The following is a 25,543-nucleotide window of genomic DNA, read 5'->3' on the forward strand; positions in this document are numbered from 1 at the left end:
AAAAATAGCACCGAAGTATCAGAACAGATAAGAATGACGACGAGAGGGAAGAGTTGATGAGCAAGAAACCATTGGCGCAGGCCGTATCCATGGCCGCGCTCTCCGTTGGTCTTTGCGGCTATGCCGCAGCCCAAGAAATTAGCCCTGAAAACGATATGGTGATGGAGGAAGTCATCACAACAGGCACCCCTGGCGGTGCAGGCATGCGTAAGCTGGATGCCAGCTTTTCTATCACAACTTTAAGTGATGATGAGATTAGCAAAGCCTCTCCTTCAAGTACTGCAGACCTGTTGAAGTCCGTTCCAGGCCTGTGGGTTGAGAGCTCTGGCGGTGTTTCTGGGGCAAATATCGATGTTCGCGGTTTCCCTGGCGGTAGTGATGCACCCTTTGTCACGGTATCCATGAACGGATTGCCTCTGTATCCAGCGCCAACACTCTCATTTTTAGAAAACTCTTCTCTATTTCGTGTCGATGAAACTATTCAGCGAGTGGAAGCTCTGCGCGGTGGACCCAATCCGGTTTTCTCCAATGGCCAGCCAGGTCTGACTACCAACTTTATCTTAAAAGAAGGTACTGAAGAGACTGAGGGGCGATTTAAGTACACTTTATCTGACTATGATCTGCAGCGGACCGATGCCGTGATGACCGGTAAGGTTTCGGATGATGTGTACTACATGGTTGGAGGCTACGTATCTTCCTCCCCTGGCATTCGTGATGCGGGTTTTGATGCGGAAGAAGGGCATCAATTTACCCTGCACATCACCAAAGAGATGGATAACGGCAAAGCGGGTTTTTACATCCGGGATACAAAAGATACTGGTACCTGGTATTTGCCCAATGCTGCATTTCTGGAAACAGATTACACCCAGGTAGGCCCCAGTAATCGCAAGGTTTCTGTACCTATCACTCAGGCTGACGGTAATGGCGGCTCAGAAACTACCTGGGAAACTTTCGATATGGGCGAAGGGCGCGGGTGGAATGGTAATGTAGCCGGTGCTTATCTGGAGCTAGACCTAGGCGATGGCTGGAGTCTCACCGAACGCTTTGGACTTACCGCAGGTAACGCTGATACTTTGGGTTTTGTTCCTAATGGTGCGCCCGTATCGCTAAATTCTCTTACTGACCAAGCAGTAGTAACCGCCTCTGGAAACGAACTTAGTGGCGATACTGTGGTACAGCAGTTTGGTGCCTGGGTAGTACGCAAAGATATCGAGGCTACGACAAATGACATTAGCCTGGCAAAAGAGTGGGATAACTTTAAGGTAACTGCCGGTTATTACACCTCTAGCTGGGAAGTTGATGAATGGTGGTCCCTGGGTAACCAGAAATACTATGTATTGGGTCAAGATGGGGAGCTGATCACAGGAGCTGCAGATGGCTCTGAGCTCACAGGAGACCTTGCCTGTAATACATCCGCCGATATCTCAACTTGTGACTGGAAATATGATGTGGATGCTGTGGGTGATGCCCGTGAAAACGCGCTTTACCTTGCCGGCGAGTTTTACTTAGGAGATTTCACTTTCGATCTGGGAGTGCGTTCCGCAAACCGGAAAACCAATTACTCCGTGGATCATGGCGAACGTGACGGTAATTTTACCACCTATAAAGCAGACGAAAATGGTACTGCCTACACTGCGGCAGTGGACTGGGCATTTGCCGAAAATATGGGCACATTCTTCCGTATAAACTCCGGTTATAAATTCGCAGACTTTGACAACTATCGAGAGTTTGGTGACAGCTTCATTGCTGGGTCTGATCTTGTGATCGACATTGAGCAATACGAACTGGGTTATAAATTACAGGAGCAAGATTACTCCCTCTTTGCGACGCTGTTCTACAACGAAACCCAGGGTATGCCTGACTGTATCATCGGCAGCAGTACCTGTACTCGTTTGGAGACAGAGGCGCTTGGTCTCGAATTGGACGGTAAAGTTCACTGGGGAGATTTCACCTTTGGGTTAAATACTACCCTGCAAAAGCCAGAAATCACGAGTGGTGAATATGAAGGCAACCAGGTTATGCGTCAGCCTGAATACCAGGTGCGCCTGAGCCAGAATTATGATTTCACACTGAATGACATTGATATGGCTGTGTATACCGATATCAGTCGGGTGGGTGATCGCTTTAATGGAAGCAACAATGAAGTAACTTTGCCAGCCTATACAAAAGTTGACCTGGGTGCGGTGGCTTATATCAATGATATTACTGTCCAGTTGGCTGTGGACAACTTAACTGATGAAGATGGTATCACCGAAGGTGATCCCCGCGATCCGCTAGCGTCTAATGTCCGCTACATCTTACCGCGCAATATCAAGCTTAGCTTCGCGTACGATTTTTAACCTCATGCCTCTCCCATAGGCTTCCAAGCTTTGCCGCACACTTCTCCAGCGTGCGGCTTTTTTATTGCCTGAAAAATTTAACTACAATCCATTTTCAAATCCATACAAATAATGAAGCTTCGATCTTTGTGGTCTAACCCAAATCCTTCCGGAGGCTCCCCAATAAAGTATGTGGTTAAACTGCTTTCATGAAGCGAAATTAGAGTCGAGGTGGAGAGCCCTAAGGTCATTGCAGGTGTGAAACCTTAACGTTCATATACAAATTTAAATTGGCAGTGGGAGATAGTTCTACTAGGTTGTGAGTAGTTACTCCAATTCCTATTGCTAGCTGTATGTTGACGTTCGGACTAAAAAGTGGCATTAAAGTGGCGTAAGGGTTTGTTAGCTGTACTCTTTTCCCCTACTTTTTATTAGTTTAGTAATGTTTCATAGGTATAGGTGATTTTGGGTTGGTACATTTTTGGTAATATGAAAAAATTTATTGGCTTTCTTGTTATTGTTTTGGCAATACCACTGCTCGTCTATTTTTCTACCTATAAGGGGGAGAGAAGTTTTACCAATCATCATGGCCTTCCAAATGTTAATTTGGTTGTCGATAATGCATATTCTCTTTGGTTTACGCCTTATGATCCACTGATGGGGATGTATAATAATATAGGAGGGAAACTTGGATTTATTGTCTGTAGTGATGTACCTAATATCGCTTACGGAATGGCTGGATATTCATTTCAGGTCTTATTGAGAGATAGTTTTGTAAAAAATCCAAATTTTTATGATGCTCGAAATGGTAATAACCCAGAGAACCCATTTTTCCATCGCCGTGCAAGAAATCTATATTCCTATTTCCAGTCTATTCAATCTTTGAAGCCAGCATCTTATAAGCCGAAGTTGGGGGATCTGGCTTTTTATAGAAAGACTGAAAAAGGATATATTGCCCATGTTGCTTTAGTCACTTATGTTGATGATGGGGGATATAAAATCATGGAGTCAGCACCCAAAACCCTGTTCGCGAGGGAGGTGGAAATGGATTCTCCAGTGAAAAGGGGCTGGATCTTGGCGGGCTTTGGTAAAGTGTATTGAGGTGTTGTCCATGATTCATAGTCATGAAAGATATTGTTCTTCTAGTGATATATGCCTCCCGGTGATTTTTGTAGCCTAATTTTTCCTAGGCTCCAATTCCAGTTCACTGATAATTGAGATGTATTGCTGGTAGACAGCTTACATCCAGATGGGTATCTCAATACATCTAATATGTTTTTAATGGTAAGAAGTTTGATTAATCGGCTTTGACAGGGTCGGTTGTACTTAGCTCAATGGTTTCAGACTTGCCAAATTGGCATTATGAGGTAATTTAAGTGATCTGGCGCCTAATAAGGTTTCTAAATGTAAAAATTAGAGATCATGCCATGTTTTAGGAGCATATTTATCCTTATTATCTAGTAGGATAATAGGTATTTTTCTACAGTTACCTTTTCAGATTTGAAGCACCGATAAAAGCGCCACAATGGATGATCTCTGGATTCCCACTGATCTAGCTTTTCAGAAGCAAGGCGCTAACTTAACTTTCAACTAAAAGAGGGTTGCCGATGTCTATTGAACGATTGAGAACTCCTGAGGAGCGCTTTTCTTTACTACCGGGTTTTCCGTATACTCCCCACTATATTGATAGCCTGGAAGGCTATGATTCTATGCGTATGGCGTATATCGATGAGGGGGAGCAGGATTCGGATACTACCTTTCTTTGTCTCCATGGGGAGCCCAGTTGGGGTTACTTATATAGAAAAATGATCCCAGTTTTTGCTGAGGCAGGACACCGGGTAATTGCTCCAGATTTGTTTGGGTTTGGCCGCTCAGATAAGCCCGTCAATGAAGATGTGTACACTTTTAACTTCCATCGTAACAGCCTGATGCGTTTGATTGAGCATTTGGATCTTAAGAATATTACGCTGGTTTGCCAGGATTGGGGTGGACTTCTGGGATTGACACTCCCAATGGATATGCCGGATAGATTTACCCGATTACTGGTAATGAATACAGCTATCGCAGCAGGGGATGGTGCATCAGAGGGGTTCTACCACTGGCGGAACTTCTCTGTCAATGTACCTGAAATCCCTGTGGGAGGGCTCATTGCCAATGATGCTCAATCTGAGGTCAATTTATTCGATATAGTAGCCTATGATGCGCCTTTTCCAGACAACCGCTATAAGGCTGGCGTTCGTCGATTCCCGTCAATTGTACCGGTTGATCCAGATATGGAGGGAGCAGAGCTAGGGGTAAGGGCTCGAAAATTCTGGTCTAGGAGCTGGGGTGGTGAGAGCTTTATGGCGATTGGAATGAGGGACTTTGTACTTGGTGAGAAAGTGATGGAGTTGCTGAGGGGAACCATCAAAAACTGCCCAGAGCCTCTCAAACTAGCGGAGGCGGGCCACTTTGTGCAGGAATATGGTAAAGAAATTGCTGAAAAGGCGCTCAGTCACTTCAAGCTTTCCTCTACAGTAACTGAAAATTAAGGGCGTACTAGTGCCGGGATAAGTTATATTCCGGCTTCTATTCTCAGGTAGCCCAAGGCATTCAGACTGCTCTTACATTTCATAACTAATTTATAATCGGTGGCTCTGTTTATAGAATCTGTAGTCTTTATTAGAGAGTTTAAAGTGAAGTTTAAAGACAGTCGTGGAATTATTCTGACTATTTTGGCAATGCTCTGTTTGGCTGGTATGGATGCAACAGGTAAGCTACTCGTTCAGAACTATTCTATCGTTCAAATAATGGCGATTCGTTTCGCGATATTTTTCTTCATCGTTATAAGCTTGGCAAGACTCAAAGGGAGCTTGGATATAGTGCGAAGTGAAATATTTGGCACTCAATTAGCTCGCTCTATTGTTCTCGCTCTTGAGGTGTCAGTATTTATTTTTGCTTTTAGTATGATGTCTTTGGCTGATGTGCATGCTATAGCTGCGACCGCTCCATTATTCGCAATATTAATGGCTGGATGGTTTTTAGGGGAGAGGATAGATACAAGGAGCTGGGTAAGTGTTACGGCTGGATTTATAGGTGCCCTTATTATCATTAGGCCTGGAATGGGAATGATGGGTTGGCAAACCTTGATCCCCATCTTGGGAGCTATCCTATGGGCCGCATATCAAGTGCTTTCACGCCGTGTTTCACACTTTGATAGTGCCGATACAACCGTTTTCTATACCGCGACCATGGGTCTTATTATTTTTGGAAGCTTAGCACCATTTTATTGGGTAGAGCCGACAGTATCAGGGTGGCAATTGTTGATTTTAAATGGGCTCTTAGGTGCAATGGGCCACTATTTACTGATTAAGGCACTGGCACTTACTCCAGCTTCTATTTTGCAGCCCTTTAGTTACGCTTTACTATTTTGGGCTATTGTTATTGGCTTTGTAATCTTCGGAGATCTGCCTGATGGAATTACATTATTTGGCGCCTTCGTAATATTGGCTGCGGGATTTTATGCTTCAGACCTAGGCCGCGCATTGATTGGTGATTCACAGATTAAGGCCAAAAAGGGGAAGGATGATGCTGAATCAGAGTCAAAGTTAATGAGTTAAAAAACCAATTTGATAAAGGGCGCTCTAATGATGGTAGTTGAGCCCCATTAATATATCGGTGGCGAAATTGTTTAACGCCACCTTGAATTCAGTTAGTGATTAGGTATCTGTTCTTAGAATATTTAAAAACTCATGCGTCACGATGCTCAAGGAAGCCGCCATCTACCCAATTGATTATCAAGTCAACATACTCTTGTCCAGCATCTTCCGATGAGAAGTGAGATGCGTTATCAAATATAACTAGCTTACTATTGGGGATATGCTTGGATAAGGCAGTCGCATTATCCACTAAAACAAATGGATCTCTCTTGCCCCAAGTGATCAATGTCGGAACATTAATACCATTTAGTTTTCTCTCAATCCATGGAAGCTCTTTCGAATAGCTTCCAAAGAAACTGATGGCGCACTTGTGACTATCACTATTAAAGGCTATGTCATAGTACTCTTGGATAGCTCGTTTGCTGGGTTTGTAGTTGTGATAGCCGTCTTTGACGGCAGTCAGGAAGTTGGTTTTCATTACTGACTTCTTGTTTAAGCCTTTTGCTATCCAGCGAACCATTCGAGATCTGACAACGGCCATAAGAATAGGAGAGAGTTTTGGAGGGAAGGTGCCTGGGCCGTCAAAGATATTGAGACTCAAGAATCGTTGAGGGTGGTTAATAACGGCCGCTAAAGCAATAGGCACACCCACATCCGGCCCTACCAGGTGGGCCTGCTTGATGCCAAAATGGTTCATTATTTGAACAAGGGCTTCGCTCAGGCTGCTTGGAGACATATCTCCTTCCTCTGCTTTTGATAAGCCAAATCCTGGGATATCAAAGGCTAGCACATCAAACTTTTCACTAAATGCTTCAATGGATGACTCCCACATGCGAATACTTTGGGGTAGACCATTCAGCAGTAGTAGGCTGGGAGCCTGAGGTTTTTCCTTGCGAAGAAAGCGAATGTTAAATTTCCCTACAGAGACAAACTGCGGTGTAAATATATCGTCAGCGGTTGAGGGTCTATTGGAGGCGTATTGGGTGAGGGCCTTGTTTAAGAGAGCTTGGGTCATAACAGGGTATATATCTATATGGGTCTATAGGTGATTTCGGGTTAAGTTACTTATTTATACTAGGTTACTCACTTGAGAGTTGGTTGCCAATAAGGCACTATTAAGTGGTTAAGTTACTTTTTGATAACCTATGGAGTGGAAGGGTGGGGAAGCAGAATAAAAATAGTGAGAGACGCGTGTTTGTGAATGATGATGAATGTCCCGTTCGCAATGTGGTAGCTCAAATTGGTGACAAGTGGTCCATCCTGATATTGTTTGCCCTTGTTGATGGTCCAGATCGATTCAACTCCCTGAAGTCGCGCATTGAAGGGATTTCACAGCGAATGTTGACGCAAACCCTGCGCGACTTAGAGCGCGATGGTTTTGTACTCCGTACTGTCTTTGCGCAGGTTCCAGTTAAAGTGGAGTATGAATTAACTGACCTGGGAAGGGGGTTATCTGCAGCTGTGTGGAAGTTAGTCTCTTGGGCAGATGAACATCATCCCGAGATTCGTAAAGCGCGCCTAAGATATGATGAGGATAATCAATCGTAGATTAAGGATTCTATCTTCTATTGTCCCCATTTAGAGCTTTTCTCAAAGATTCTTAGCCTGCTTTATAGTAAATCATGATTTGTACTTGCAATTTAGTTCAATAGAGCCTTTTGTAGCTGAAGCATTACTGTAAATATATAGTTAGAATGATTGGCAATCTTAGTTTTCTTGAACTTGAGGCATAACGGAATAGGACTTACAAGTAAATTTAAATTTCTTACCCTTGATAATTAAATAGAATCGATAAATATAAGTAATTAGAAGGTGAGTCATGGATTTTTTTGAAATTAACCGACACTCCTGGGATAGCCGCACCCGTATTCATGTGAAGTCTGAATTTTATAATATTGATGGGTTTCTAAGCGGAAAATCTACTTTAAATGAAGTCGAGCTTTCAGATATAGGTAGTGTGTCTGGAAAAAGTTTACTCCACTTACAGTGCCATTTTGGATTGGATACTTTATCTTGGGCTCGATTGGGGGCGAAGGTGACGGGAGTTGATATTTCTTCTGTAGCCATTACTGAAGCACAGGCTCTTTCTGACCGTTCAGGTTTACATGGAGAGTTTATCTGCAATGATATCTACAGTTTTGGAGAGTCAAATAATAAAGAATTTGATATCGTCTTTACTTCCTACGGTGCACTCTGTTGGTTGCCGGATATCGAGCGGTGGGCATCAGTTGTTGCTCAATGCTTAAAGCCGGGGGGGACTTTCTACATCGCAGAATTTCATCCATTTTATGATATTTTCTCTGGTTATACATATTTTCATCGAGCCGATCCAGATATTGAAGAGCAGGGTACCTATACAGAGAATGATCGGGGTGACAAGTCTACCCTAGCCACCTGGTCGCATCCGATTAGCGATGTTGTGAGTGCATTATTAAAATATGGTATTCAAATCACTCAACTAAAAGAATACCCGTATAGTCCTTACAACTGTTTTGATGGCATGGTGGAACGTGAGAAGGGGAAATACTACCTGTCTTTTAAAGGGCATGAGATTCCGCTGATTTATACTATTAAAGGTGTCAAAGCTGCTTGAGATAAAGTGCAATAATAGTAATGAGGCTGGCGGTAGATTTGTGCAGAGTCCTTTATGGGGAAGGATAAAGGCGGATAATTCGTGCCAATCCCTTAATTGCGCCATGTATAGGTTCGCTGGCTCCATATCTAACACTGCTTTCTAGCATTTTAGGTAAGTGGCACAGATAGCCACTATTTCTCATTAATAGATATGTATACGCCACACTTAGTGGCCATTTCTTTAAGAGAAATTTCTTATAGCCCTTTTAGCAAGCTGGATCACACTCTGTTCAGGAGAAGGTCATTATTAACTGATTTTATAGAGGGTAGTAAGATGGCTATATGGCAATTACAAGGTATGAAGTGTGCTTTATCTATATTTGCAGGTGCTTTTTGCTTGCTAATATCCGGGCTTGCATCGGCGGTTGATTGTGGTGATACCATTAACACCCGAGAAGTTTTGGATGATGATTTGGTATGTACAGATAATATCGCGATAACCATTGTTGGCCCAACTGGTGGCCTGGATATGAATGGTCATACCATTTCTTGTGACAATAATTCTGCAATAGGCATAGATGTTGTCGGTCTTGTGGGGTATTTGGAGGGCGCAGGTACTATATCATTCTGCCAGACGGGCGTTAGATTGGCTGGTGATGGATTTCATAATGTCACAAATATTTCTGCTAACAATAATGACTTTGTAGGGTTGGCGGTATCGAGCGACTTCAATCTAATTACTAATTCAAGTGCTAATGGTAATGGTAATACTGGCATATTAGTTACGGGGCTAAGAAATACCTTGATCTCAAATATTATCGAAAGTAACTTACTAGATGGGATTCAGTTGGATGGTGATGCTCCAAGTTTAGCCCAAAATTATATATATGATAATAATCGATATGGGATCTATATTGCTGATTCCAACTTTGGGAATTATAGCCAGAACACCTCTGAGATGAATGGTTCAGTGGGTATCTATATGGAAGCAGCTAATCAGTTTTTTAACTTTATTCTCAACAACACATCCAAGGGAAATACTGATTTTGACTTGGAGGATCTAAATGCAAATGCATGTAGTAATATTAATGTCTGGCGTGGAAACACTTTTACTACTGCTAATCCCAGTTGTTTAAATTAAGGCTTTTTGCAAGGCTCACCTTAAAGTAAACTGGGTGAGCCTGTGTTCAATTCGTATCCGCTCAACTATTTGCTTGTTGTCTATAAGGATTAAATTTCACTGATACATTATGTGGTAATGTAGTATCAGACATGTTTCTAATTCTGATTACAAGGTGCTGATTAATCCATGAAGCCTGATAACTTAATTGATCATCCTGAAGGCGGGAAATTTCTTCAGGTGTTTAAGTCGAGCTCAATAGTAACAAGGGAGGATGGGCAGAAGCGAAGCGCATTGACGCATATTTACTTTTCCTTACAGAAAGATGAAGTATCTAGGTTTCACCGGGTCGAATCTGATGAGGTTTGGAATTTATATAGGGGGGAAGGCTTATATCTCTATATTTGGACTGAGGGGGATAGCTGTTTGCAAAGGACTGAGATTTCCGCAAAGAATAATATATTTTGTCATGTTGTTCCTGCTGGTGCCTGGCAGGCTGCTGAGCCAATTGGGAGTTCTGTTTTGGTCGGATGTTCGGTAGGCCCGGGGTTTGAATTTTCGGATTTCAATTTAATCAAGGTTGATGATCCTGTAGCAAAACAACTGTGTGAGATAGATAGTTGTTTGAGTCGCTTCATTCGTTAAGCCTAAAGTTTAAGCTGTAGTTACGCTTTACTATTGATGGATATTTTGGCGTAAATTTTATGGAGTCTATTTTAAGCTTTTCACTTCACGTCTATGCACGAGTTTTGATTATTTTACTTGCCCAAGATTCTCTATGCCATTACCTTTTACTTGCCAGAGCTATTGAGAATATTTTCCTATGGATATTTCACTCTTTGGGCTCAAAATGTATCCCAATATTCTTTTTTCTTTTTTCTTTTTTCTTTTTTCTGATTTCAAGGATTTTTATTGCCTGGGCATAATGGTTATGACTAAAAATTGTTATTGGGTCTACTTCAGCTCTTTCGGATAATGTAAATGCCGATGATGTGTACGCTGATACCATTGCGAGTACAGAAGTAATAAGTAAGGATCTCAATTGTAATTTGATTGGGTTAACAGTTGCTGGGCTGACCGGTAGCTCGGGTTTAAGTGGCAATTAGCTGTGGTGGTGAGTAGTAATCAATAGCTAAACAGTTTTATTAGGGGGGTACAATATTATTTTAGGACTTCATTATGAATATTTGGCAGGAAGGAACGCAGTCTAAACTATATTCTTATCTATTTTTCGGTAGTGCGTTAGTAATCTCTGGAAGTGTAAATGCAGACATAGTGTGTGGCGGTACTATTACAACTCCAGAGGTGTTAACTGGGAACTTTTCTTGTGATGCCGGTGTAGAAATAACTGGCCCTACAGGAAGCCTGAATTTGAATGGATTTACGTTTGATTGTGTGGGGGGAACAGGTGTCATTCTTGAAGGTACAGGAGCTGTATTATCTGGCGGCGCCTCTGGAGGTACATTGGATGAATGTAGTACAGGAGTCATTGCAACAGGTTCCGGTGGCCACACAATTACGGGTATAACGTTAAGTGATGTTACAGGAGATGGGGTTTTCTTCGATTCGGACAACAATACGTTGTCTGGTTCGTTAATTAATGTACCATTTGGTGGTATTGGTGTGTTTATTAGAGGCAGTAACTCAACGGTGATAGATAACGAGATTGTTAGTTCAGATGGATTTGCGGATACTGGTATCTTTCTTGATCTTGGGGCAGATAATTCAACCATGATATCTAATAGGATAGCTGGATTTAATAGCTATGGTATGGAAATTTGTAGCGATGGTAATTTCATTGCTCAAAATACGGTTGAACTCACTGGTTTTATAAACCCTATTCCCGGCACTTCGGTAGGTATATCGTTGGCTAAGTTCGCCATTCCCATCTGCTTTTTTTTTGATACGGATAGCCAATTCGGAAATGTAATTGTTGGCAATATGGCAACTGATAACAATTCTACCGATCTTGAGGATACTAATCCCTTACCTTGCCTTAATACCTGGTTTGGCAATACGGCTGATAATATAGAAGGCGCCTGTATTGATCAATGAGCCGTAAAATTATTCCCTAGAAGGCTAGCGAAATCTTATTCTTTTGACTGATGTTTGGTGAAAGGGTGCGCGGATATTAATATAAGCCTTGGCCGATTACTAAAATATCACACCGGGATTATCCGGTGTGATATAGACGTGATTAGCTCATTTAGAGGTTCGTTATATATTGGAGTCTTGCTGCTTGCATGGTAGAGCCATAGGGTTCTAATCTATTTTTTCGTTGGGTCGTTTATAGATATTCATATTTTGACGAATGCCGGACTCTGCTAGTACAGATAAGAAAAAGTCATTTGGTGTAAATTCCAATAGGGTTGCCAGGGTGTAGTCAGCATCTTTAAGGACATCTGGGCTGCCTATGCCTACAGCCGTCATACCATCAGCGGACTTAATTGCACTGACTCCTGCGGGCGCATCCTCAAAAGCAATGCAAAACTCTGGATCAACTCCGAGGCCTTTGGCGGCGGCTAGGAATATATCTGGTGCAGGTTTAGGTGCAGATTTTTCTGGGTCTGCAATAACAGAAAAGCAACGGGATATTCCCAGGGCTTCCAGTACCGCCGGCGCGTTTTTACTCGCTGAGGCGAGGCCAACCGGAATATGCTGAGAATTTAACCATGCGAGCAGTTCACCGGCGCCCGGTAACAAGTCTGCGGGAGAGAGGCTGCGAATTAATTCCTGGTAGCGGCTGTTTTTTCTAGCAGCCAGTGCGATTTTTGCTTCTTCAGTGTAATTGCTGCTTTTTTCCCCGAGAATCACCTCAAGGGAAGCCATTCTTTCCAGGCCCTTTAAGCGCTCTTCAGTATCCGCTGTCCAGGGAAGGTTGAGCCCTTCAGCCAGCTGTTGCCATGCGATCAGGTGGAGACGTGCGGTGTCTGCAATAACGCCGTCGAGATCAAAGATTGCTGCACGATAGATCATCAGGATACCTCCTCCATCGGTGCTATTTGAATGGTTTCTGTTTGCCCTGGTGTCTCCAGGAATAGAATTTTCTTGCCGTGATGAAGACTGAGCGCTTCACCTTTCACTAAGGTGTACCTGGCGCTGTAAGAATCGACATCGACTGCGATCGTGCGGCCACGGAATTGCAACCGGAAACGATAGCCGTCCATTCCATTGGGCAGATATGGATTGAAGTTGAGCTCATTGCCGTGCAGGCGCATTCCTGCAAATCCCTGGACCATACACATCCAGGTGCCCCCCATGCAGGCAGTGTGTATGCCGTGCTGGGTATTGTTGTGGTGGTTATCCAGATCCATTCGCGCAACTTGCTGAAAATAGTTCAGCGCTTTTTCTGGATACCCAACTTCACTGGCAATAATGCTGTGAATACAAGCGGACAAAGTGGAGTCGTGTGTGGTGAGCGGTTCATAGAAGTCGAAATCCCGACGCTTTTGCTCAATTGAAAATTCTGAACTTTCCAGTAGCAGGCCAAGAACGACATCCGCCTGCTTACAAACTTGGTGTCGATAGATCACCAGAGGGTGATAGTGAAGTAACAGCGGGAATTGATCAGCAGGCGTTTCGGCAATATTCCAGCGGGGTTTGTTTAGAAAACTATCGTCTTGAGAATGTATACCCTGCTTTTCATCGTAGGGCAGATACATGCTTTCTGCGGCCTTGGCCCAGTTATCAATTTCCTGTATGTCGAGTTGAATACGCTGGGTTAACTCATCGCATGCTGCAGGATCGAATGATTTTAACCACTGTAATACTTCAACAGCATATTCAAGATGGGCCTTGGCCATCAGGTTTGTGTAGAAATTATTGTCAACCAGGGCAGTGTACTCGTCTGGTCCGGTAACCTCATTAATGCAGAACTGGTTGTCGCGAAGTGCGTTGAAGTGGCCAATCTCCAACCACATACGCGCGCCCTCTATCACGACTTCTGCGCCCTTGTTGCGCAGAAAATCGACATCACCGGTAACCCGGCAGTAATGTCGCACGGCGTAGGCAATATCCGCATTGATATGGTATTGCGCAGTGCCTGCCGGGTAATAGGCTGAGCACTCCTCACCGCCGATGGTGCGCCAGGGAAACAGTGCTCCCTTTTGAATCGACATTTCCCTCGCCCTTTTTCGTGCGGCATCGAGGATTGAGTAGCGGTATTCCAGTAGACCGCGCGCTAATTCGGGTTGGGTGTAGAGGAAAAACGGTAGTACATAGATTTCTGTATCCCAGAAATAGTGACCGTCATAGCCGTCACCGGAAAGTCCTTTGGCTGCAATATTGGTATTGCCATCCCGACCTAGGGATTGGAACAAGTGGTACTGGTTGAAACGTATTCCCTGCTGCAGGGCATCATTTCCACTGACCTGAATATCGGACTCAAGCCAGAAGTTGTCCATTTGGGCACGCTGGGTTTCGATATGGTCCGCAAAACTTTTAGCCGCACAGCGCTCCAGGTAATCATGCAATTCGCCAGCTGATATCGGCTCAGCATTTTGCTGTGCAAAGTAAGCGACGTACTTGGTTAGGCGAATAGGGGTGTTGCGGCGGGCAGCAAAGCGATAGTCAACCGAGACGCAGTCTTCACTGCGGAGGTTATTGGACGTGTAATCGCTGTCACTCTCACAAAGGTGCAGGGCTGCGCATCGTATAGAGAAGCCACTGCTCTTAACGGATAGAGGCAGGGCCAAATAACCATCTTCAGCTGTATTTTCCAGCCATTCGATATCTCCCCGATCAATAGGGGAGGCTAGGCGTGGGTCCTCACTGCGTTCTGCTTGGGCAAGGTCACCATCAAGGCAGGATTGCAGGTGTACCTCTCCGTCAAAATCGATGGGAGTGAGTTCCAGTTGCAGAGCTAATAGGTTTTTCTCACTGAGGGAAACCAGGCGCTGCACTTTGAGTTCAATGGTTTTTCCTTTTGGGGAGCGCCAAGTGAGTTTTCTCTCGCTGATCCCTGCGGCCATGTCCAGGCGACGCTCGTAGTTGAGCAGCTCGCCTTGGGCGAGATTAAAGCGTTCTCCATCCAAGCTGATATAAATGGTCTTACCGTCGGGAACCGTCAACATCCTCTGGTTGTTGCGCGCGTAGCCATAAGCAGACTCACCATAGGTGATAGGTTCGCTGGCGTAGACTCCATTCAGGTAACAACCATCTGTAAAGGGTTCTGGATCGAAACCCTCCTCAAAGGTACCGCGCAAGCCGATATAGCCATTACCGAGGGAGAATAGGGTGGCGTTGAGGCTGTAATCTTCAGGCTGGAAGGTGTCCTCCACCAAGTCCCAGGGGTGGATCTTGTGTTTGATTTGTTGTTTTTGCTTCATACCACTTTCACTGGATTGGAGATTGGGTTCTAGGGCCGGGTCGGCTGGGCCTCCGACTACTGTCATTCAGTCTATCCGTAGTTGATGTCTTTTTGCAATCGATTGCAAAATTGAGATTAAGCCTGGCTGTTACTAGAAGATAGACCTGATTTTCATCTCCGAAAAGTCTGTAAGCTATTGAAAAATATATGTTATTTTCTTTTCCTGGGTCAATTGCCAGTTGTTTTGTGACTGATCGGCATAAGGCATTCCCAAATTTTCATTGGTTTTTATGCAAACGATTGCAAATTTTTGTCTGACTGATACATACTGGGTTCCTTCAGGCATTGGGGCGAAGTCGCCTTTCTCCACAAAGTCTGGGTAAAAAATGTACAATAACAGGTTGGTACGGCTGACTGCCTAAACCACAGAGCCAGATAGAATCCACTATGAAGAATCAGCGCATACTCTTATCTCTATTCGCTATCTACTTTGTCTTTGCCATTTTGTTGAACAGCGTAGGCACGGTGATCCTGCAGGTAATCAATACCTATGGGGTAAGTAAATCTGCTGCGAGTGTGCTGGAGGGGTTCAAGGATATCCCCATCGGTATAGTGTCTTTCCTGATTGCTTCCCAGCTTCCCCGACTGGGGTTTAAGCGGGCGATGCTGACGGGATTGGCAATCGTCACCCTGGCTTGTACAGCTATGCCCCTGTTACCCGGGTTTTGGACGGCGAAGTTACTGTTCTTGTCCGTGGGTGTTGCGTTCGCATTGGTAAAGGTTGCCGCATACTCCACCGTGGGATTGTTAGCGCAGGGCCGCAGCGCACATGCGAGCCTTCTAAACACCCTGGAGGGGGTGTTTATGGTGGGAGTTCTCAGTGGCTATTGGCTGTTTAGCGCTTTTATTGATTCATCGAACCAAGGGTCTACTGCCTGGCTCAATGTGTATTGGGTGCTGGCGGTGGTCTGTGTGATTGCATTTGTATTGCTCTGGTGCACAGAGCTGGATGAATCCGGGGCGCGAATCGAAGAGGCTAGCCCGAAACAGGACTTTATCGCGATGATAAAGTTGATGGCCAAACCCCTGGTATACATCTACGTGATCTCCGTATTTTTCTATGTATTGATTGAGCAGGGGATAGGAAGTTGGTTGCCGACCTTTAATAATGAAATTCTTAAGCTGCCCGCTGCGATGAGTGTTCAGGCTGCAAGTATCTTTGCCGCAGGGCTGGCGTTGGGGCGACTTGGTGCCGGTGTGATGATGCGTAAAGTACACTGGTACCCGATGCTGAATGTGTGCTTAGTTGCGATGGGAGTACTGGTGGTCGTTAGCTTGCCCCTGGCGAGTAATATTGTGGCGAATCCCGATGTAAACTGGCTTAGTGCCCCAGTTGCGGCTTTTGTTTTACCGCTGATTGGCTTGTTTATGGCACCAGTGTATCCAGCTATCAACTCTGTGATGCTCAGTTCATTGCCCACCCACCAGCACTCTGCAATGACAGGTTTACTGGTGATTTTTTCTGCGCTGGGCGGTACAACGGGCTCCCTGATTACCGGGTCGGTTTTCGAGGCTTTTGATGGCCAGGTGGCTTTCTACTTATCCCTGGTACCCATCACAGTGATTCTGATTACTCTGTTCTTTTTCCGTCGCGCCGTAGAGCGGGGGGATGAGACGCTTGAGGCCTCAGCCCCCCTGGCTGGGTAGCGGGGTGGTTTTACAAACTTGGGCGACGGGCCTAAGATGGCATTTTTCCCGCGAACAAGGTGAAGTACGCCATGCCCAAGGGGTCCTCCTCTCCCGTTTCCATGTCCGATATTGCTCGGTTGGCGGGAGTTTCTGAATCTACTGTTTCGCGAGCGCTGAACGATAATCCATTGATTAACGAAAAGACTCGCGAGCGTATTCAAAAAATCGCGAGCTCCATGAATTACAAAATCAATGAGAGCGCGCGAAACTTACGCCTGCAACGCAGCCATACAATTTCGGTTGTGATTAATACGGGGCGCAGTGGCGGCCAGACATTTTCTGATCCATTTATGATCGATATGATTGGTTCAATTGCTGATCGCCTTGCGGTGCATAAATACGATTTACTGTTTTCCAGCAGTATCGCCAGCCGCTCGGATTGGCATTCTTATCTGATGAGCTCCAGGCGGGCTGATGGCGTTATTGTGATTGGCCAGGGGGTGGACGATACCCCACTTCGTGATCTGCAGCAGCAGGGGGACCCTCTTGTTGTCTGGGGAGGGACCTCAAGGCAGGGGGCCGAATATTGCATCGTCAGTAGTGACAATCAAATGGGTGGGCGTCAGGCCACAGAGCACTTAATGAATTTGGGGCGGCGGCGAATTCTCTTTCTCGGCGACACAGCTCACCCGGAGGTCAATGGGCGCTTTGAAGGTTACTGTGCCGCGCTCAATGAAGCTGATCTGTCTGGCACGACCAGGCAGTTGACCGCCGGTTTCTCTAGTGAAAGTGGTTATCAATCCATTATCGACCTGGTTGCGCAGGAAGGGCTTAGTTTTGATGGCATTTTCGCCGCCAGTGACAGTATCGCTATGGGGGCGATAAAAGCGCTACAGGCCCGTGGCTATAAGGTGCCAGAAGATGTCGGCATAGTGGGTTTTGACGATATCCCAATCGCGCCGTTTTTTACCCCTCCTCTGACAACCGTTCGCCAGAACATCCACCGAGGTGGTGAATTGATGGTGGAGAAAATGATGGAACTTCTCTCTGGAAAATCGGCGATGCCAGATGTACTACCTACCGAGCTGGTAGTGCGGGGTTCTTGTGGTGCCAATCCGGATTACCAGCCTGTAGAGGAGTTCTTTCAAGACACTTCAGGTGAGCGTTAGTCGCAGGCTCTCACCATTTTGTTTGCCAGCAGGGGCGTAGTTAGTGTCCCTGCCGTTTCCCGAGTTTGAGCCACACTTGTAAAACCGAACTCTGTGGCTGGACTCGAAACATGGCAGATGAGAAAACTAAACTGACCAGAATCCAGGTACTGGGACTGTTTGCCCTAAGCTTGGCAATTTTTCTGATCGGAAATGATCTCACTGCGTTTTCCGTAGCAATTCCAGCCATCGAAAAAGACTTCAACTCCAATATCACCACCACCCAATGGATTATCAACGGCTATACATTGGCTTTTGGGATACTGCTGATCTCGGGCGGGCGTTTGGCGGATATGTTTGGCCGGCGCAAAATCTTTTTCATCGGCATGGCCTCCTTTGCATTTTTCTCCCTCCTCGGTGGCATAGCTACCAATATTCCAATGCTACTGGCGGCGCGGGGATTGATGGGGATCGGCAGTGCCCTTATGTGGCCGGCAATCCTGGGGCTGATCTACGGGATGTTACCGGAGGACCGCTCGGGCTTTGCCGGGGGCTTGGTGATGGGCATGTGTGCCGCTGCGAATGCAATTGGTCCGGTATTGGGGGGCATTCTTACAGACTTATTGAGCTGGCGCTGGATTTTCTTTATCAACTTGCCGGTGGCTGCATTGGCATTTTGGGTCTGCTGGAAGGTTATCCCGGATGACACACCGGAAAATGTCACCGAGCGCATTGATTACGGTGGTGTAATCACCCTGACCACATCGCTGTTTTGCCTTCTGCTGGCGCTGGATTTAGTCGTGGATATCGGCTTTAAGAGCCCGGTGATTATTGTCTTGGCACTAGCCACCTTGCTGTTTATGGGGGCGTTTATACTGGTTGAGCGCCATGTGGGCAGAGATGCGTTAATTCCCGTAGATGTAGCAACGAATCACGGTTTCTTTGCCGCAGGTATAGCTACCTTGTTGCTGTCTGTGGTGTTCTTTGCTGCCCTTGTATACGTTCCCCAATACTTGAGTAAGGTCCATAATCACTCGGCGATGTATTCGGGAATGGGGCTACTTCCTATGATGATCTCATTTGGTTTGGTGTCTTTTATTGCCGGTGGGCTCTACGAAACGCTCGGTGCAAAAACGATTGTCTCAGCGGGCACCATTGCCATGTGTATCGGTATGTTTATGCTTTCTCATTTACATAAGGAAACAACTTTTTTGCAAATGGTACCAGGACTGGTGGTTCTTGGGGCGGGTATTGGCCTGTTTTATTCTGCTATTACTACTGCCGCAATTACGGTTGTAGCGCCGGAGCGAGCGAGCTTGGCGGGAGCAATTCTCTATATGTTCCAGATTGGTGGGGGAGCAATAGGCTTGGGTATGAATACCACAATTGTCGCAATGGCTCCCGATATCTCTACGGGGATTGATCGCGCTTTTACGGTTAATGCCTACTTGGCGATGGTGGGGCTGGTAGTGTGCCTTTTGTTTGTTTCAGGGAAGCCAGCAGATAAGGCTCCCCGGTCTGAGAAATGATTTATTGCTCGCTTAAATTTCTATTGCCTAATTCTGCAAAATTTACGTTCGTGATGATGCCATCAGTATTGTAACTGAGAATCAATACTTTTTGATAAGAGGCCGGTTGGAAAATAGCCTTATTGGTTTGGCTATACATATATACTTTGGCTTTCTCGGATTTATTGCTAATCAGTGGGTACTGATATTCGCCGGAGGGTTTGCCCAATAAATCCAGAGCTTCGAGAATACTGGTTTGGCCTTCGCTGATAAGTGGTACTTTTGACTCATCAAAATCGGTGGAATCTTCAGCGAGAGAGCTGACAAAATCCTGCCCAACCAATTTATCGTTATAAAAGTAGAAACCCTGGTTACGGGTACCGCTAATATTTTCGCTAACCGCCTTTTTGCCAGTAGTGGGGTAAGCATAAGCGAGTGTTAAAATTTGTTGGTTGTTTTTTACAAACATGCCTTTTTCATAAGGCTTACCGAGTTTCTCTTTAATGGATTGCTCAGTATCTACGCCTAACGCTACCTCTTTTTCTCCCAGGGGTTTTGTGCCAATGCCGGTACATCCGGATAGCACAAATAGGGAAAAAATAACCGTTACCAGTCCTTTCACTACAACCTCCTGCACTGTATCTTCCAGGTTCCCTGTGGCCTGAAATATTCGGCGCATCCTACAATTCGCATGTTTTAATTGCCAGTGATTTATAAAGATGATCGATGACCCGAGATTACACTGCTGTAGCATGAATTGAGTGGGTATAGAGAAGTGCACGAATTTAGGCATATCGTGCGCTTTTAGAAAATACAGCGTAGTGAATGACAGCAGAAGAAGAACTCAGTTCCTGATACTGCCCCCTCATTCCATTATTTTTTTAAATAAAATTGATAGGCATTTTTTACCAGGACATTTTCTGCTTGTGCTTCATCAAGGGTGTCGCGAATTAACAAAATATCTTCAGGTTTGAAGGGGCGCGGTGCCCTGGTAGAGGGAAGATCGGAGCCAAACATCAGGCAATGTGGGTTGGCCTGATAGAGGTCGACAATTGCCGCTGCGGGGTCGAAATCCAGGCGGCCAAAGCCGCTCGCTTTTACCTTTACCCCTTTTTCTGCCAGTTTGAGCAAGATGGGAAAACCCTGCTTAGTGATTCCCATGTGATCGATAGAGGCGGCTGGTAACGCGATCAATTTATTATAGAGAGGGGTCAATGCAGAGGCTTCAACGTATAGTTCGACATGCCAGCCTGCCAAGTCAAAAACTCGCCGGGCAAGAGTATCGATAAAATCGATCTGCTCCGAGCCGCCCCGTACCAAATTAAAGCGCAGGGCTCTGACTCCATGCTTGTGGAGTGACAAAATGGTGGTGTCGGGAGTATTGGCGGATAGCTGTGTAACCCCAACATAGCTTTTGCCCAGCTTTTCCAGGGCATCAATAAGGTAGGTTTGATCCAGCTTCTGGAATGAGCCGGAAACTACAGCGCCTCCCACTAGCTGGTAGTTTTGTAACTTGAGTTGATAGTCGTCCACGGTAAATGTTGGAGGCAAATAGCCGTGATTTGGGAATAGGGGGAACTTGGGATTTATGATGTGGAAGTGACTATCAAAAAGTCTCTGTTTTTGCTGTTCCATAGTCAGGTGCACCGTGCTCGCTTAGATTTCCTGGATGACTCTCACTCGATCTGCAAGAGCGCGCTGTGAGACGGGAATATCCGGGGCGAATAGCTCCCAGGAGTGAATTACGCCAGGTCGAACGTGGAGCTCCGTGCTAACACCGGCATCGGTGAGTAATTGGGCGTATTGCATATCCTCATCGCGAAAAATATCTAGTTCGCCAACATCGATAAATGCTGGCGGTAGACCCTTGGCATCTTGCAGGCGGGCAGGGGCAGCATGAGGACTGACCGCAGGGCTGCCCACTTGATTACCCAGGTAAGCGGTCCAGCCGGTGAGATTATCTTCATAGGTCCAGATAATAAATGGCAATAACTCGGGATCGGGAGTAACCGTCCTGTCGTCCAGCATTGGGTATAACAATATCTGCCTTGCCAGGGACGGGCCTTTTTTGTCGCGAGCGACAATTGTCAGGGCTGCAGCCAGACCCCCTCCGGCACTATCTCCCATGATGCCAATTCGCGTGGGGTCAATGGAGAGCTCCTGTGAGTGCTGTACCAGCCAAATGAATGCCCGATAGCAATCATCAATCGGTATAGGGTAGGGGAACTCCGGAGCCTTTCGGTAATTTACTGATAAAAATGGCACGCCGCTGGCAGCTACATATTTGGCGATGACCAAGTCGTACCGTGAGATATCGTGGCAGATGAGCCCACCGCCATGAATGTAGAGAATAGCGGAGCCTGGCTTGCTATTCTCCTTTTGGTACCAGCGTAACTGGATCTCCTCTTGGTCTGAACTCTTTAGGGTAAAGTCCCGAAAAGAAACATCTGATGGAAAACTGCGACCCTGAAATAGTGCTTGAGTGACCACGGCTCCATTCTTACGGCGAGTATCCACATCCCCAATAGGCGCTTCTGCCAAGGTATCCAGCAAGTCGCCAAACTTGCCAAGGGCACGTGAAAATTCCGGGTCCAGGGAAAAGCTCATTGACGAGATCCTTATCGGAGTTCCTATCAGCTAGTGGTCCATAGCTAGATATGGACCTTTGCTAAATGTGGACCTTCGGCAGCGAAATGCCAGTACTTTTAGCTGGGTTCTGCGACACCGCTTTCAGCCACCAAGGTCTGAATAGATGTTGTCGAAGCTGACTGCACCTCTGATTTGTTCTCGCTGTACCGCTCGGTCAGATAGTTACCCTGGCCACGCAACAAAATGGTGGTTTTTACCAGCTCTTCCAGAACGTCAATCACCCGGTCCCGGAATGGGGAATCCTTGAGGTGCCCTTGTTCATCGAATTCCTGCCAGGCCTTGGCAATAGAGGATTGGTTGGGAATCGTAAACATGCGCATCCAGCGGCCGAGAACCCTCAAATTGTTGACAGTATTGAATGACTGCGAGCCACCGGAAATCTGCATGACCGCTAGGGTTTTTCCCTGGGTTGCCCGGCTTGCAGATTGGTCCAGTGGTAGCCAGTCGATCTGATTCTTGAAAACGGCCGAGACATTTCCATGTATTTCCGGGCTAATCCACACTTGACCCTGGCTCCAGGCAGACCACTCGCGCAATTGCTGCACCTTGGGGTGATCCTGGCTGGTGCCGTCGTAAAGAGGGAGGTCGACAGGGTCAAACAAGCGAACCTCGGCACCAAAATGCTGCAATATTTCAACAACCTGGTTGGCCAATAGACGCGAAAAGGAGTTGGGTCTCAGGGATCCGTACAACACCAGAATCCTGGTAGGGTCGCCATTGGGAGGGGAGTCCACCAGGCGATTAAGAATATTGATGGGGGTGTGGTTTGGTAGCATCATGAGTTACCTCCAAATTTCTATATTTCCATAATAATCGAAATATGAGGCAAAGCAAAGGTGCATCAGTCTCAGTCGGGCCTTTCTGAATCTGCTTGGAACCGGCTAGTCGAATAACGGGTTCACAGGGAGTCAAAATACTGAGCCAGCATCGAGACTTAGGCTTCCTTTAGTTTCTCCAACACTGGAGGAGATAGGGCAAACGGAAAGAGAGTCCAGTAGAGGTTACTCCCAATTATTAGAGGGAGTGGGTACGTTTAAATGCCTCCCAGATGGACTACTTCAATATTGAATCCCTCTGATTGGCAAGGTTCTTCAAAGTACTTATTAACTTGTTTGAAGGTCTCAGGGGTATCAAAGGCGGCTCGTTCCGGATGTGATTTTTGCCTTTGGGCAATTTGCTGTAAACATAATTTATCATCGGCTTTAAGATAGATTAATTGATGGGGAAAGAGGTTATCCAGAAATATCTCTTTGAACCAAGATCTTTGTTTTCTTGTATTGCCGGGAAAATCCAGTACTACCGAGATGCCACTCCTTAAGATATCCTGAGTATGTGACTTGATCATTGGTTTTAATCTTGCAGAATACTCTATGTAAGTGGAGAGTGAGGAGATCTCATGGGGATATAAATTAGACAGCCACTCATCTTCGGAAATAAGAATAGCTCCTGTAGTTTGTGCTATCTCCGCAGCTTTTGTACTTTTTCCTACGCCCATCTTTCCACAAAATAAAAAGAGCATTCCGTTTTCTTTCACAGTTCTTCCCGTTAATCCGATTAGAGAAAATTTCGACTATGGGAAAATAATGCCTGAAACTTTATGCTTGGTAAATAGTGGCAAAGGGAGCTCATGAAGTGGCGATTTAGCTAAGCATCAGGGAAATACCAGACTTGCGGTGGCCGAATATGCTTGAGGGCATCTAGATGGCTAGTATTTAAGACGTGGGAATCTTTACTGCCTTAGGTACTTATATTCAGCCCAAAGGTGAGCCTGATATAGGTATTTCGTCTCTATGCAACAAGATACCGATTAACTGCGGCATTTGACAAAAACCATTGAGTTTAACCAGCTTTGATCGGCATCAAAATCTTTTATCAGGGGGGCTTCAGTAACGCCTGTAAATTTTCTTAACCCATGAGAAATCATATAGCTTGGTATATAGGATGGCGGCTTTGCGGCTGTCAAATAGTTACAAACTTCCAGCTTCCTTGCGCCGCCCTGATCAAGAGAGTTAATGCTGGCGAATAGTTTTTTTCGATCTCCCTCTGGCATCGAATTAAATTTTTTATTGAAAATCACTCTTAATACATTGTGCCCGGTTTTGTCGCTAACCCTCTGTGTGTCGAAATAAGCAAAGGCACTGGCAACCATTAACAACTCAGCTGCCTCATCAAATTTGGATTGTTCGGTACATGTTTTGGCGGCAGCAGTAATATCTGTCGGTGTATGGGTAGATAGTACTGATGTGGCACTGATACATCCGAGAGGCGAAGTGGCTTGACTATCCTTACTGACATAGTTGTTGGCTTGCGCGCCTAAAACAAATGCGGCGAGCAGAAGAGCAAGAATTGGAGGCAGGATTTTGCTCATGATTCGAATTTCCTTTCCTTAGTGCCTCCTTAATCATAGACGCCGAAGTGCCAGTATTATCTCAACCACCTGAGAAATTTATTCACCAGTTGGAGTGGGTTTTAGTGAGATTTGTTTAAAAATCTGAATTGGAGATGTCTAGGGCTAATCTCCTGCCAATGGGGGAAGAAGTGTGCTTTCATGCCGTTGAAGTACAGGAGACTTCAGTTAAAGCGTGCCGCTTGCAATTCTCTGGTGCTAAGCGGCACCTAGTAGCCATCAGCTCTTACAGAGTCGGATTTGTCGCAATTGCTATTAAGTTAGTTGAGAAATTACTCTGTGTTAGGTTGTGATTCTTGAGAAGCTTGGAATAGTGATTTTATCAGATTCTTGGTGATTTCTTTTTGGTGTTCAGCTCTCAGGTTCTTCATGTACGCAGACTCGTCGGGAACAACTATTTCAGGCAGTATTTCTTTCACTGCTGAGTCGCCATTCCATTCTACGGTCGCTCTGCTGTCGAAGCTGGTTCTGAACTTTATATATTTATCCTTATCGACAAATACATAGCTATTTGAGAAGTATTCAGCATCGTTTCTGTTGGTAAGTGTGAAAGATGACTTTTTTCCAGAATATAGCTTTTCACCGATTTTAAAACTGAAGTTTTCAATAGTCTCTGGTGATCTTGACTTGTAATGCCCTTGCTCTATAGCAAAGTCAACTTCATCTATAATATCGCCCATTTCAATGGAGATGATTTCATCTGTATTTTCCCATGTGATGCTATCGATAGGGTATACATAGACATTGATAATATCGGTAGGATACTGCTTATTATCGTACTTTAGGGCAATTCCCAGCATGGGTTCATCGAAGGTGCTGCTTTCGGTGAGTACAAAGTTATCTGTTTCTTCTGGGGTGATCAGGTCTTGCTGATAATTGCTTGCATTTTGCGGTCGCATAGATCCACATGAGGCGATAAGAATACTACTCAGTATGATGATAAGTGCCTTGCTTTTCATTCTCTCTCCTTGATAAGGCTGCTTTCCTGGGATGGAAATTATAAGTTTCTATTTGTTCTATGAATGTAATATTTCAATAAGCCTACCACTCCTTGGGTGCTCAATTCATTGTTTGGTAAGTATAAATATCTAAGTTGTACTCTTCTTATATCCTGAATCCGGCTTAGCTTTAAATCAACTCTACGCCTTAAGGAGAAGATGTCTTGTCGTCTATTTTTTTATCGA

General features: G+C 45.3%; 23 protein-coding genes. 12 read left to right on the top strand and 11 right to left on the bottom strand.

The features are described from left to right. Positions 1–56 precede the first annotated feature (56 nt). The 4 genes from ACJJIZ_RS11210 (at position 57) to ACJJIZ_RS11225 (ending at position 5,917) form a co-directional block, all read left to right on the top strand. Positions 57–2,339, top strand: coding sequence for a TonB-dependent receptor (locus ACJJIZ_RS11210; protein WP_444913420.1), 2,283 nt, complete (start codon positions 57–59; stop codon positions 2,337–2,339). Between the two features lie 468 nt (positions 2,340–2,807). Then, on the top strand, positions 2,808–3,419 hold the full coding sequence (locus ACJJIZ_RS11215) for a CHAP domain-containing protein (protein ID WP_413665282.1): 612 nt from the start codon (positions 2,808–2,810) through the stop codon (positions 3,417–3,419). A 506-nt stretch (positions 3,420–3,925) separates the two neighbouring features. After that, positions 3,926–4,849, top strand: coding sequence for a haloalkane dehalogenase (locus ACJJIZ_RS11220; protein ID WP_444913421.1), 924 nt, complete (start codon positions 3,926–3,928; stop codon positions 4,847–4,849). Positions 4,850–4,993: 144 nt separating this feature from the next. Beyond that, positions 4,994–5,917: a DMT family transporter gene (locus ACJJIZ_RS11225; protein WP_444913422.1), complete on the top strand. Its 924-nt coding sequence runs from the start codon at positions 4,994–4,996 to the stop codon at positions 5,915–5,917. Positions 5,918–6,047: 130 nt separating this feature from the next. Here ACJJIZ_RS11225 and ACJJIZ_RS11230 read toward each other — a convergent pair whose 3' ends face one another. Continuing rightward, positions 6,048–6,971, bottom strand: coding sequence for an alpha/beta fold hydrolase (locus ACJJIZ_RS11230; protein WP_444913423.1), 924 nt, complete (start codon positions 6,969–6,971; stop codon positions 6,048–6,050). Positions 6,972–7,114: 143 nt separating this feature from the next. Between ACJJIZ_RS11230 and ACJJIZ_RS11235 the strand changes: the two genes are divergently transcribed. From ACJJIZ_RS11235 to ACJJIZ_RS11255, 5 genes are all read left to right on the top strand, one after another. Further along, entirely contained in the window at positions 7,115–7,504 is a 390-nt protein-coding gene (locus tag ACJJIZ_RS11235) for a winged helix-turn-helix transcriptional regulator (RefSeq protein ID WP_444913424.1), read from the top strand. A gap of 271 nt (positions 7,505–7,775) precedes the next feature. Continuing rightward, positions 7,776–8,549, top strand: a complete 774-nt coding sequence (locus tag ACJJIZ_RS11240) for a class I SAM-dependent methyltransferase (RefSeq protein ID WP_444913425.1) — start codon at positions 7,776–7,778, stop codon at positions 8,547–8,549. Positions 8,550–8,864: 315 nt separating this feature from the next. Then, a complete protein-coding gene (locus tag ACJJIZ_RS11245; protein ID WP_444913426.1) occupies positions 8,865–9,671 on the top strand; it encodes a right-handed parallel beta-helix repeat-containing protein in 807 nt (268 codons plus the stop codon). Between the two features lie 168 nt (positions 9,672–9,839). Then, positions 9,840–10,295 carry a cupin domain-containing protein gene (locus ACJJIZ_RS11250; RefSeq protein ID WP_444905663.1) on the top strand — a complete coding sequence of 152 codons (456 nt, stop codon included), beginning with the start codon at positions 9,840–9,842 and terminating at the stop codon, positions 10,293–10,295. Positions 10,296–10,829: 534 nt separating this feature from the next. Next, positions 10,830–11,705 (top strand): right-handed parallel beta-helix repeat-containing protein, encoded by an 876-nt coding sequence (locus ACJJIZ_RS11255; RefSeq protein WP_444913427.1) that lies wholly within the window; start codon positions 10,830–10,832, stop codon positions 11,703–11,705. A gap of 207 nt (positions 11,706–11,912) precedes the next feature. Here ACJJIZ_RS11255 and pgmB read toward each other — a convergent pair whose 3' ends face one another. The 3 genes from pgmB to ACJJIZ_RS11270 form a co-directional block, all read right to left on the bottom strand. Continuing rightward, positions 11,913–12,626 carry a beta-phosphoglucomutase gene (gene pgmB / locus ACJJIZ_RS11260; protein ID WP_444913428.1) on the bottom strand — a complete coding sequence of 238 codons (714 nt, stop codon included), beginning with the start codon at positions 12,624–12,626 and terminating at the stop codon, positions 11,913–11,915. Next, positions 12,626–15,043 (bottom strand): glycoside hydrolase family 65 protein, encoded by a 2,418-nt coding sequence (locus ACJJIZ_RS11265; RefSeq protein ID WP_444913429.1) that lies wholly within the window; start codon positions 15,041–15,043, stop codon positions 12,626–12,628. The genes pgmB and ACJJIZ_RS11265 overlap by 1 nt, the downstream gene beginning before the upstream one ends. A 108-nt stretch (positions 15,044–15,151) precedes the next feature. Further along, positions 15,152–15,304, bottom strand: a complete 153-nt coding sequence (locus ACJJIZ_RS11270) for a hypothetical protein (protein WP_444913430.1) — start codon at positions 15,302–15,304, stop codon at positions 15,152–15,154. A gap of 101 nt (positions 15,305–15,405) precedes the next feature. Here ACJJIZ_RS11270 and ACJJIZ_RS11275 point away from each other — a divergent pair, with 101 nt between their 5' ends. The 3 genes from ACJJIZ_RS11275 (at position 15,406) to ACJJIZ_RS11285 (ending at position 19,324) form a co-directional block, all read left to right on the top strand. Next, complete coding sequence (locus ACJJIZ_RS11275; RefSeq protein ID WP_444913431.1) at positions 15,406–16,665, top strand: MFS transporter; 1,260 nt, start codon at positions 15,406–15,408, stop codon at positions 16,663–16,665. Between the two features lie 71 nt (positions 16,666–16,736). Beyond that, positions 16,737–17,816 (top strand): LacI family DNA-binding transcriptional regulator, encoded by a 1,080-nt coding sequence (locus ACJJIZ_RS11280; protein WP_444905658.1) that lies wholly within the window; start codon positions 16,737–16,739, stop codon positions 17,814–17,816. Positions 17,817–17,926: 110 nt separating this feature from the next. Next, the gene (locus ACJJIZ_RS11285) at positions 17,927–19,324 is read left to right on the top strand and encodes an MFS transporter (RefSeq protein WP_444913432.1); all 1,398 of its coding nucleotides are present in this window, start codon (positions 17,927–17,929) and stop codon (positions 19,322–19,324) included. Position 19,325: 1 nt separating this feature from the next. Here the strand turns inward: ACJJIZ_RS11285 and ACJJIZ_RS11290 are convergent, their stop codons facing one another. From ACJJIZ_RS11290 to ACJJIZ_RS11320, 7 genes are all read right to left on the bottom strand, one after another. Further along, the gene (locus ACJJIZ_RS11290; protein ID WP_444913433.1) at positions 19,326–19,982 is read right to left on the bottom strand and encodes a hypothetical protein; all 657 of its coding nucleotides are present in this window, start codon (positions 19,980–19,982) and stop codon (positions 19,326–19,328) included. Between the two features lie 194 nt (positions 19,983–20,176). After that, entirely contained in the window at positions 20,177–20,938 is a 762-nt protein-coding gene (locus ACJJIZ_RS11295; RefSeq protein ID WP_444905655.1) for an amidohydrolase family protein, read from the bottom strand. A gap of 21 nt (positions 20,939–20,959) precedes the next feature. Then, positions 20,960–21,910, bottom strand: a complete 951-nt coding sequence (locus ACJJIZ_RS11300) for an alpha/beta hydrolase (protein ID WP_444913434.1) — start codon at positions 21,908–21,910, stop codon at positions 20,960–20,962. Between the two features lie 98 nt (positions 21,911–22,008). Then, entirely contained in the window at positions 22,009–22,731 is a 723-nt protein-coding gene (gene arsH, locus ACJJIZ_RS11305) for an arsenical resistance protein ArsH (protein ID WP_413665299.1), read from the bottom strand. 254 nt (positions 22,732–22,985) lie between these two features. Next, positions 22,986–23,486 (bottom strand): P-loop nucleotide/nucleoside kinase family protein, encoded by a 501-nt coding sequence (locus ACJJIZ_RS11310; protein WP_444913435.1) that lies wholly within the window; start codon positions 23,484–23,486, stop codon positions 22,986–22,988. A gap of 273 nt (positions 23,487–23,759) precedes the next feature. Next, positions 23,760–24,320, bottom strand: a complete 561-nt coding sequence (locus ACJJIZ_RS11315; RefSeq protein ID WP_444905652.1) for a hypothetical protein — start codon at positions 24,318–24,320, stop codon at positions 23,760–23,762. A gap of 311 nt (positions 24,321–24,631) precedes the next feature. Beyond that, on the bottom strand, positions 24,632–25,318 hold the full coding sequence (locus ACJJIZ_RS11320) for a hypothetical protein (protein ID WP_444913436.1): 687 nt from the start codon (positions 25,316–25,318) through the stop codon (positions 24,632–24,634). Positions 25,319–25,543: the final 225 nt, after the last annotated feature.

The sequence above is a fragment of the Microbulbifer maximicatervae (SeqCode) genome, assembly GCF_052467225.1.

Coding starts and splice junctions, on each gene's coding strand:
- ACJJIZ_RS11210 (WP_444913420.1), top strand. CDS start 57: ATGAGCAAGAAACCATTGGCGCAGGCCGTATCCATGGCCGCGCTCTCC.
- ACJJIZ_RS11215 (WP_413665282.1), top strand. CDS start 2,808: ATGAAAAAATTTATTGGCTTTCTTGTTATTGTTTTGGCAATACCACTG.
- ACJJIZ_RS11220 (WP_444913421.1), top strand. CDS start 3,926: ATGTCTATTGAACGATTGAGAACTCCTGAGGAGCGCTTTTCTTTACTA.
- ACJJIZ_RS11230 (WP_444913423.1), bottom strand. CDS start 6,971: ATGACCCAAGCTCTCTTAAACAAGGCCCTCACCCAATACGCCTCCAAT.
- ACJJIZ_RS11240 (WP_444913425.1), top strand. CDS start 7,776: ATGGATTTTTTTGAAATTAACCGACACTCCTGGGATAGCCGCACCCGT.
- ACJJIZ_RS11245 (WP_444913426.1), top strand. CDS start 8,865: ATGGCTATATGGCAATTACAAGGTATGAAGTGTGCTTTATCTATATTT.
- ACJJIZ_RS11250 (WP_444905663.1), top strand. CDS start 9,840: ATGAAGCCTGATAACTTAATTGATCATCCTGAAGGCGGGAAATTTCTT.
- ACJJIZ_RS11255 (WP_444913427.1), top strand. CDS start 10,830: ATGAATATTTGGCAGGAAGGAACGCAGTCTAAACTATATTCTTATCTA.
- pgmB (WP_444913428.1), bottom strand. CDS start 12,626: ATGATCTATCGTGCAGCAATCTTTGATCTCGACGGCGTTATTGCAGAC.
- ACJJIZ_RS11265 (WP_444913429.1), bottom strand. CDS start 15,043: ATGACAGTAGTCGGAGGCCCAGCCGACCCGGCCCTAGAACCCAATCTC.
- ACJJIZ_RS11270 (WP_444913430.1), bottom strand. CDS start 15,304: ATGCCTGAAGGAACCCAGTATGTATCAGTCAGACAAAAATTTGCAATC.
- ACJJIZ_RS11275 (WP_444913431.1), top strand. CDS start 15,406: ATGAAGAATCAGCGCATACTCTTATCTCTATTCGCTATCTACTTTGTC.
- ACJJIZ_RS11280 (WP_444905658.1), top strand. CDS start 16,737: ATGCCCAAGGGGTCCTCCTCTCCCGTTTCCATGTCCGATATTGCTCGG.
- ACJJIZ_RS11285 (WP_444913432.1), top strand. CDS start 17,927: ATGGCAGATGAGAAAACTAAACTGACCAGAATCCAGGTACTGGGACTG.
- ACJJIZ_RS11290 (WP_444913433.1), bottom strand. CDS start 19,982: ATGCGCCGAATATTTCAGGCCACAGGGAACCTGGAAGATACAGTGCAG.
- ACJJIZ_RS11295 (WP_444905655.1), bottom strand. CDS start 20,938: ATGGAACAGCAAAAACAGAGACTTTTTGATAGTCACTTCCACATCATA.
- ACJJIZ_RS11300 (WP_444913434.1), bottom strand. CDS start 21,910: ATGAGCTTTTCCCTGGACCCGGAATTTTCACGTGCCCTTGGCAAGTTT.
- arsH (WP_413665299.1), bottom strand. CDS start 22,731: ATGATGCTACCAAACCACACCCCCATCAATATTCTTAATCGCCTGGTG.
- ACJJIZ_RS11315 (WP_444905652.1), bottom strand. CDS start 24,320: ATGAGCAAAATCCTGCCTCCAATTCTTGCTCTTCTGCTCGCCGCATTT.
- ACJJIZ_RS11320 (WP_444913436.1), bottom strand. CDS start 25,318: ATGAAAAGCAAGGCACTTATCATCATACTGAGTAGTATTCTTATCGCC.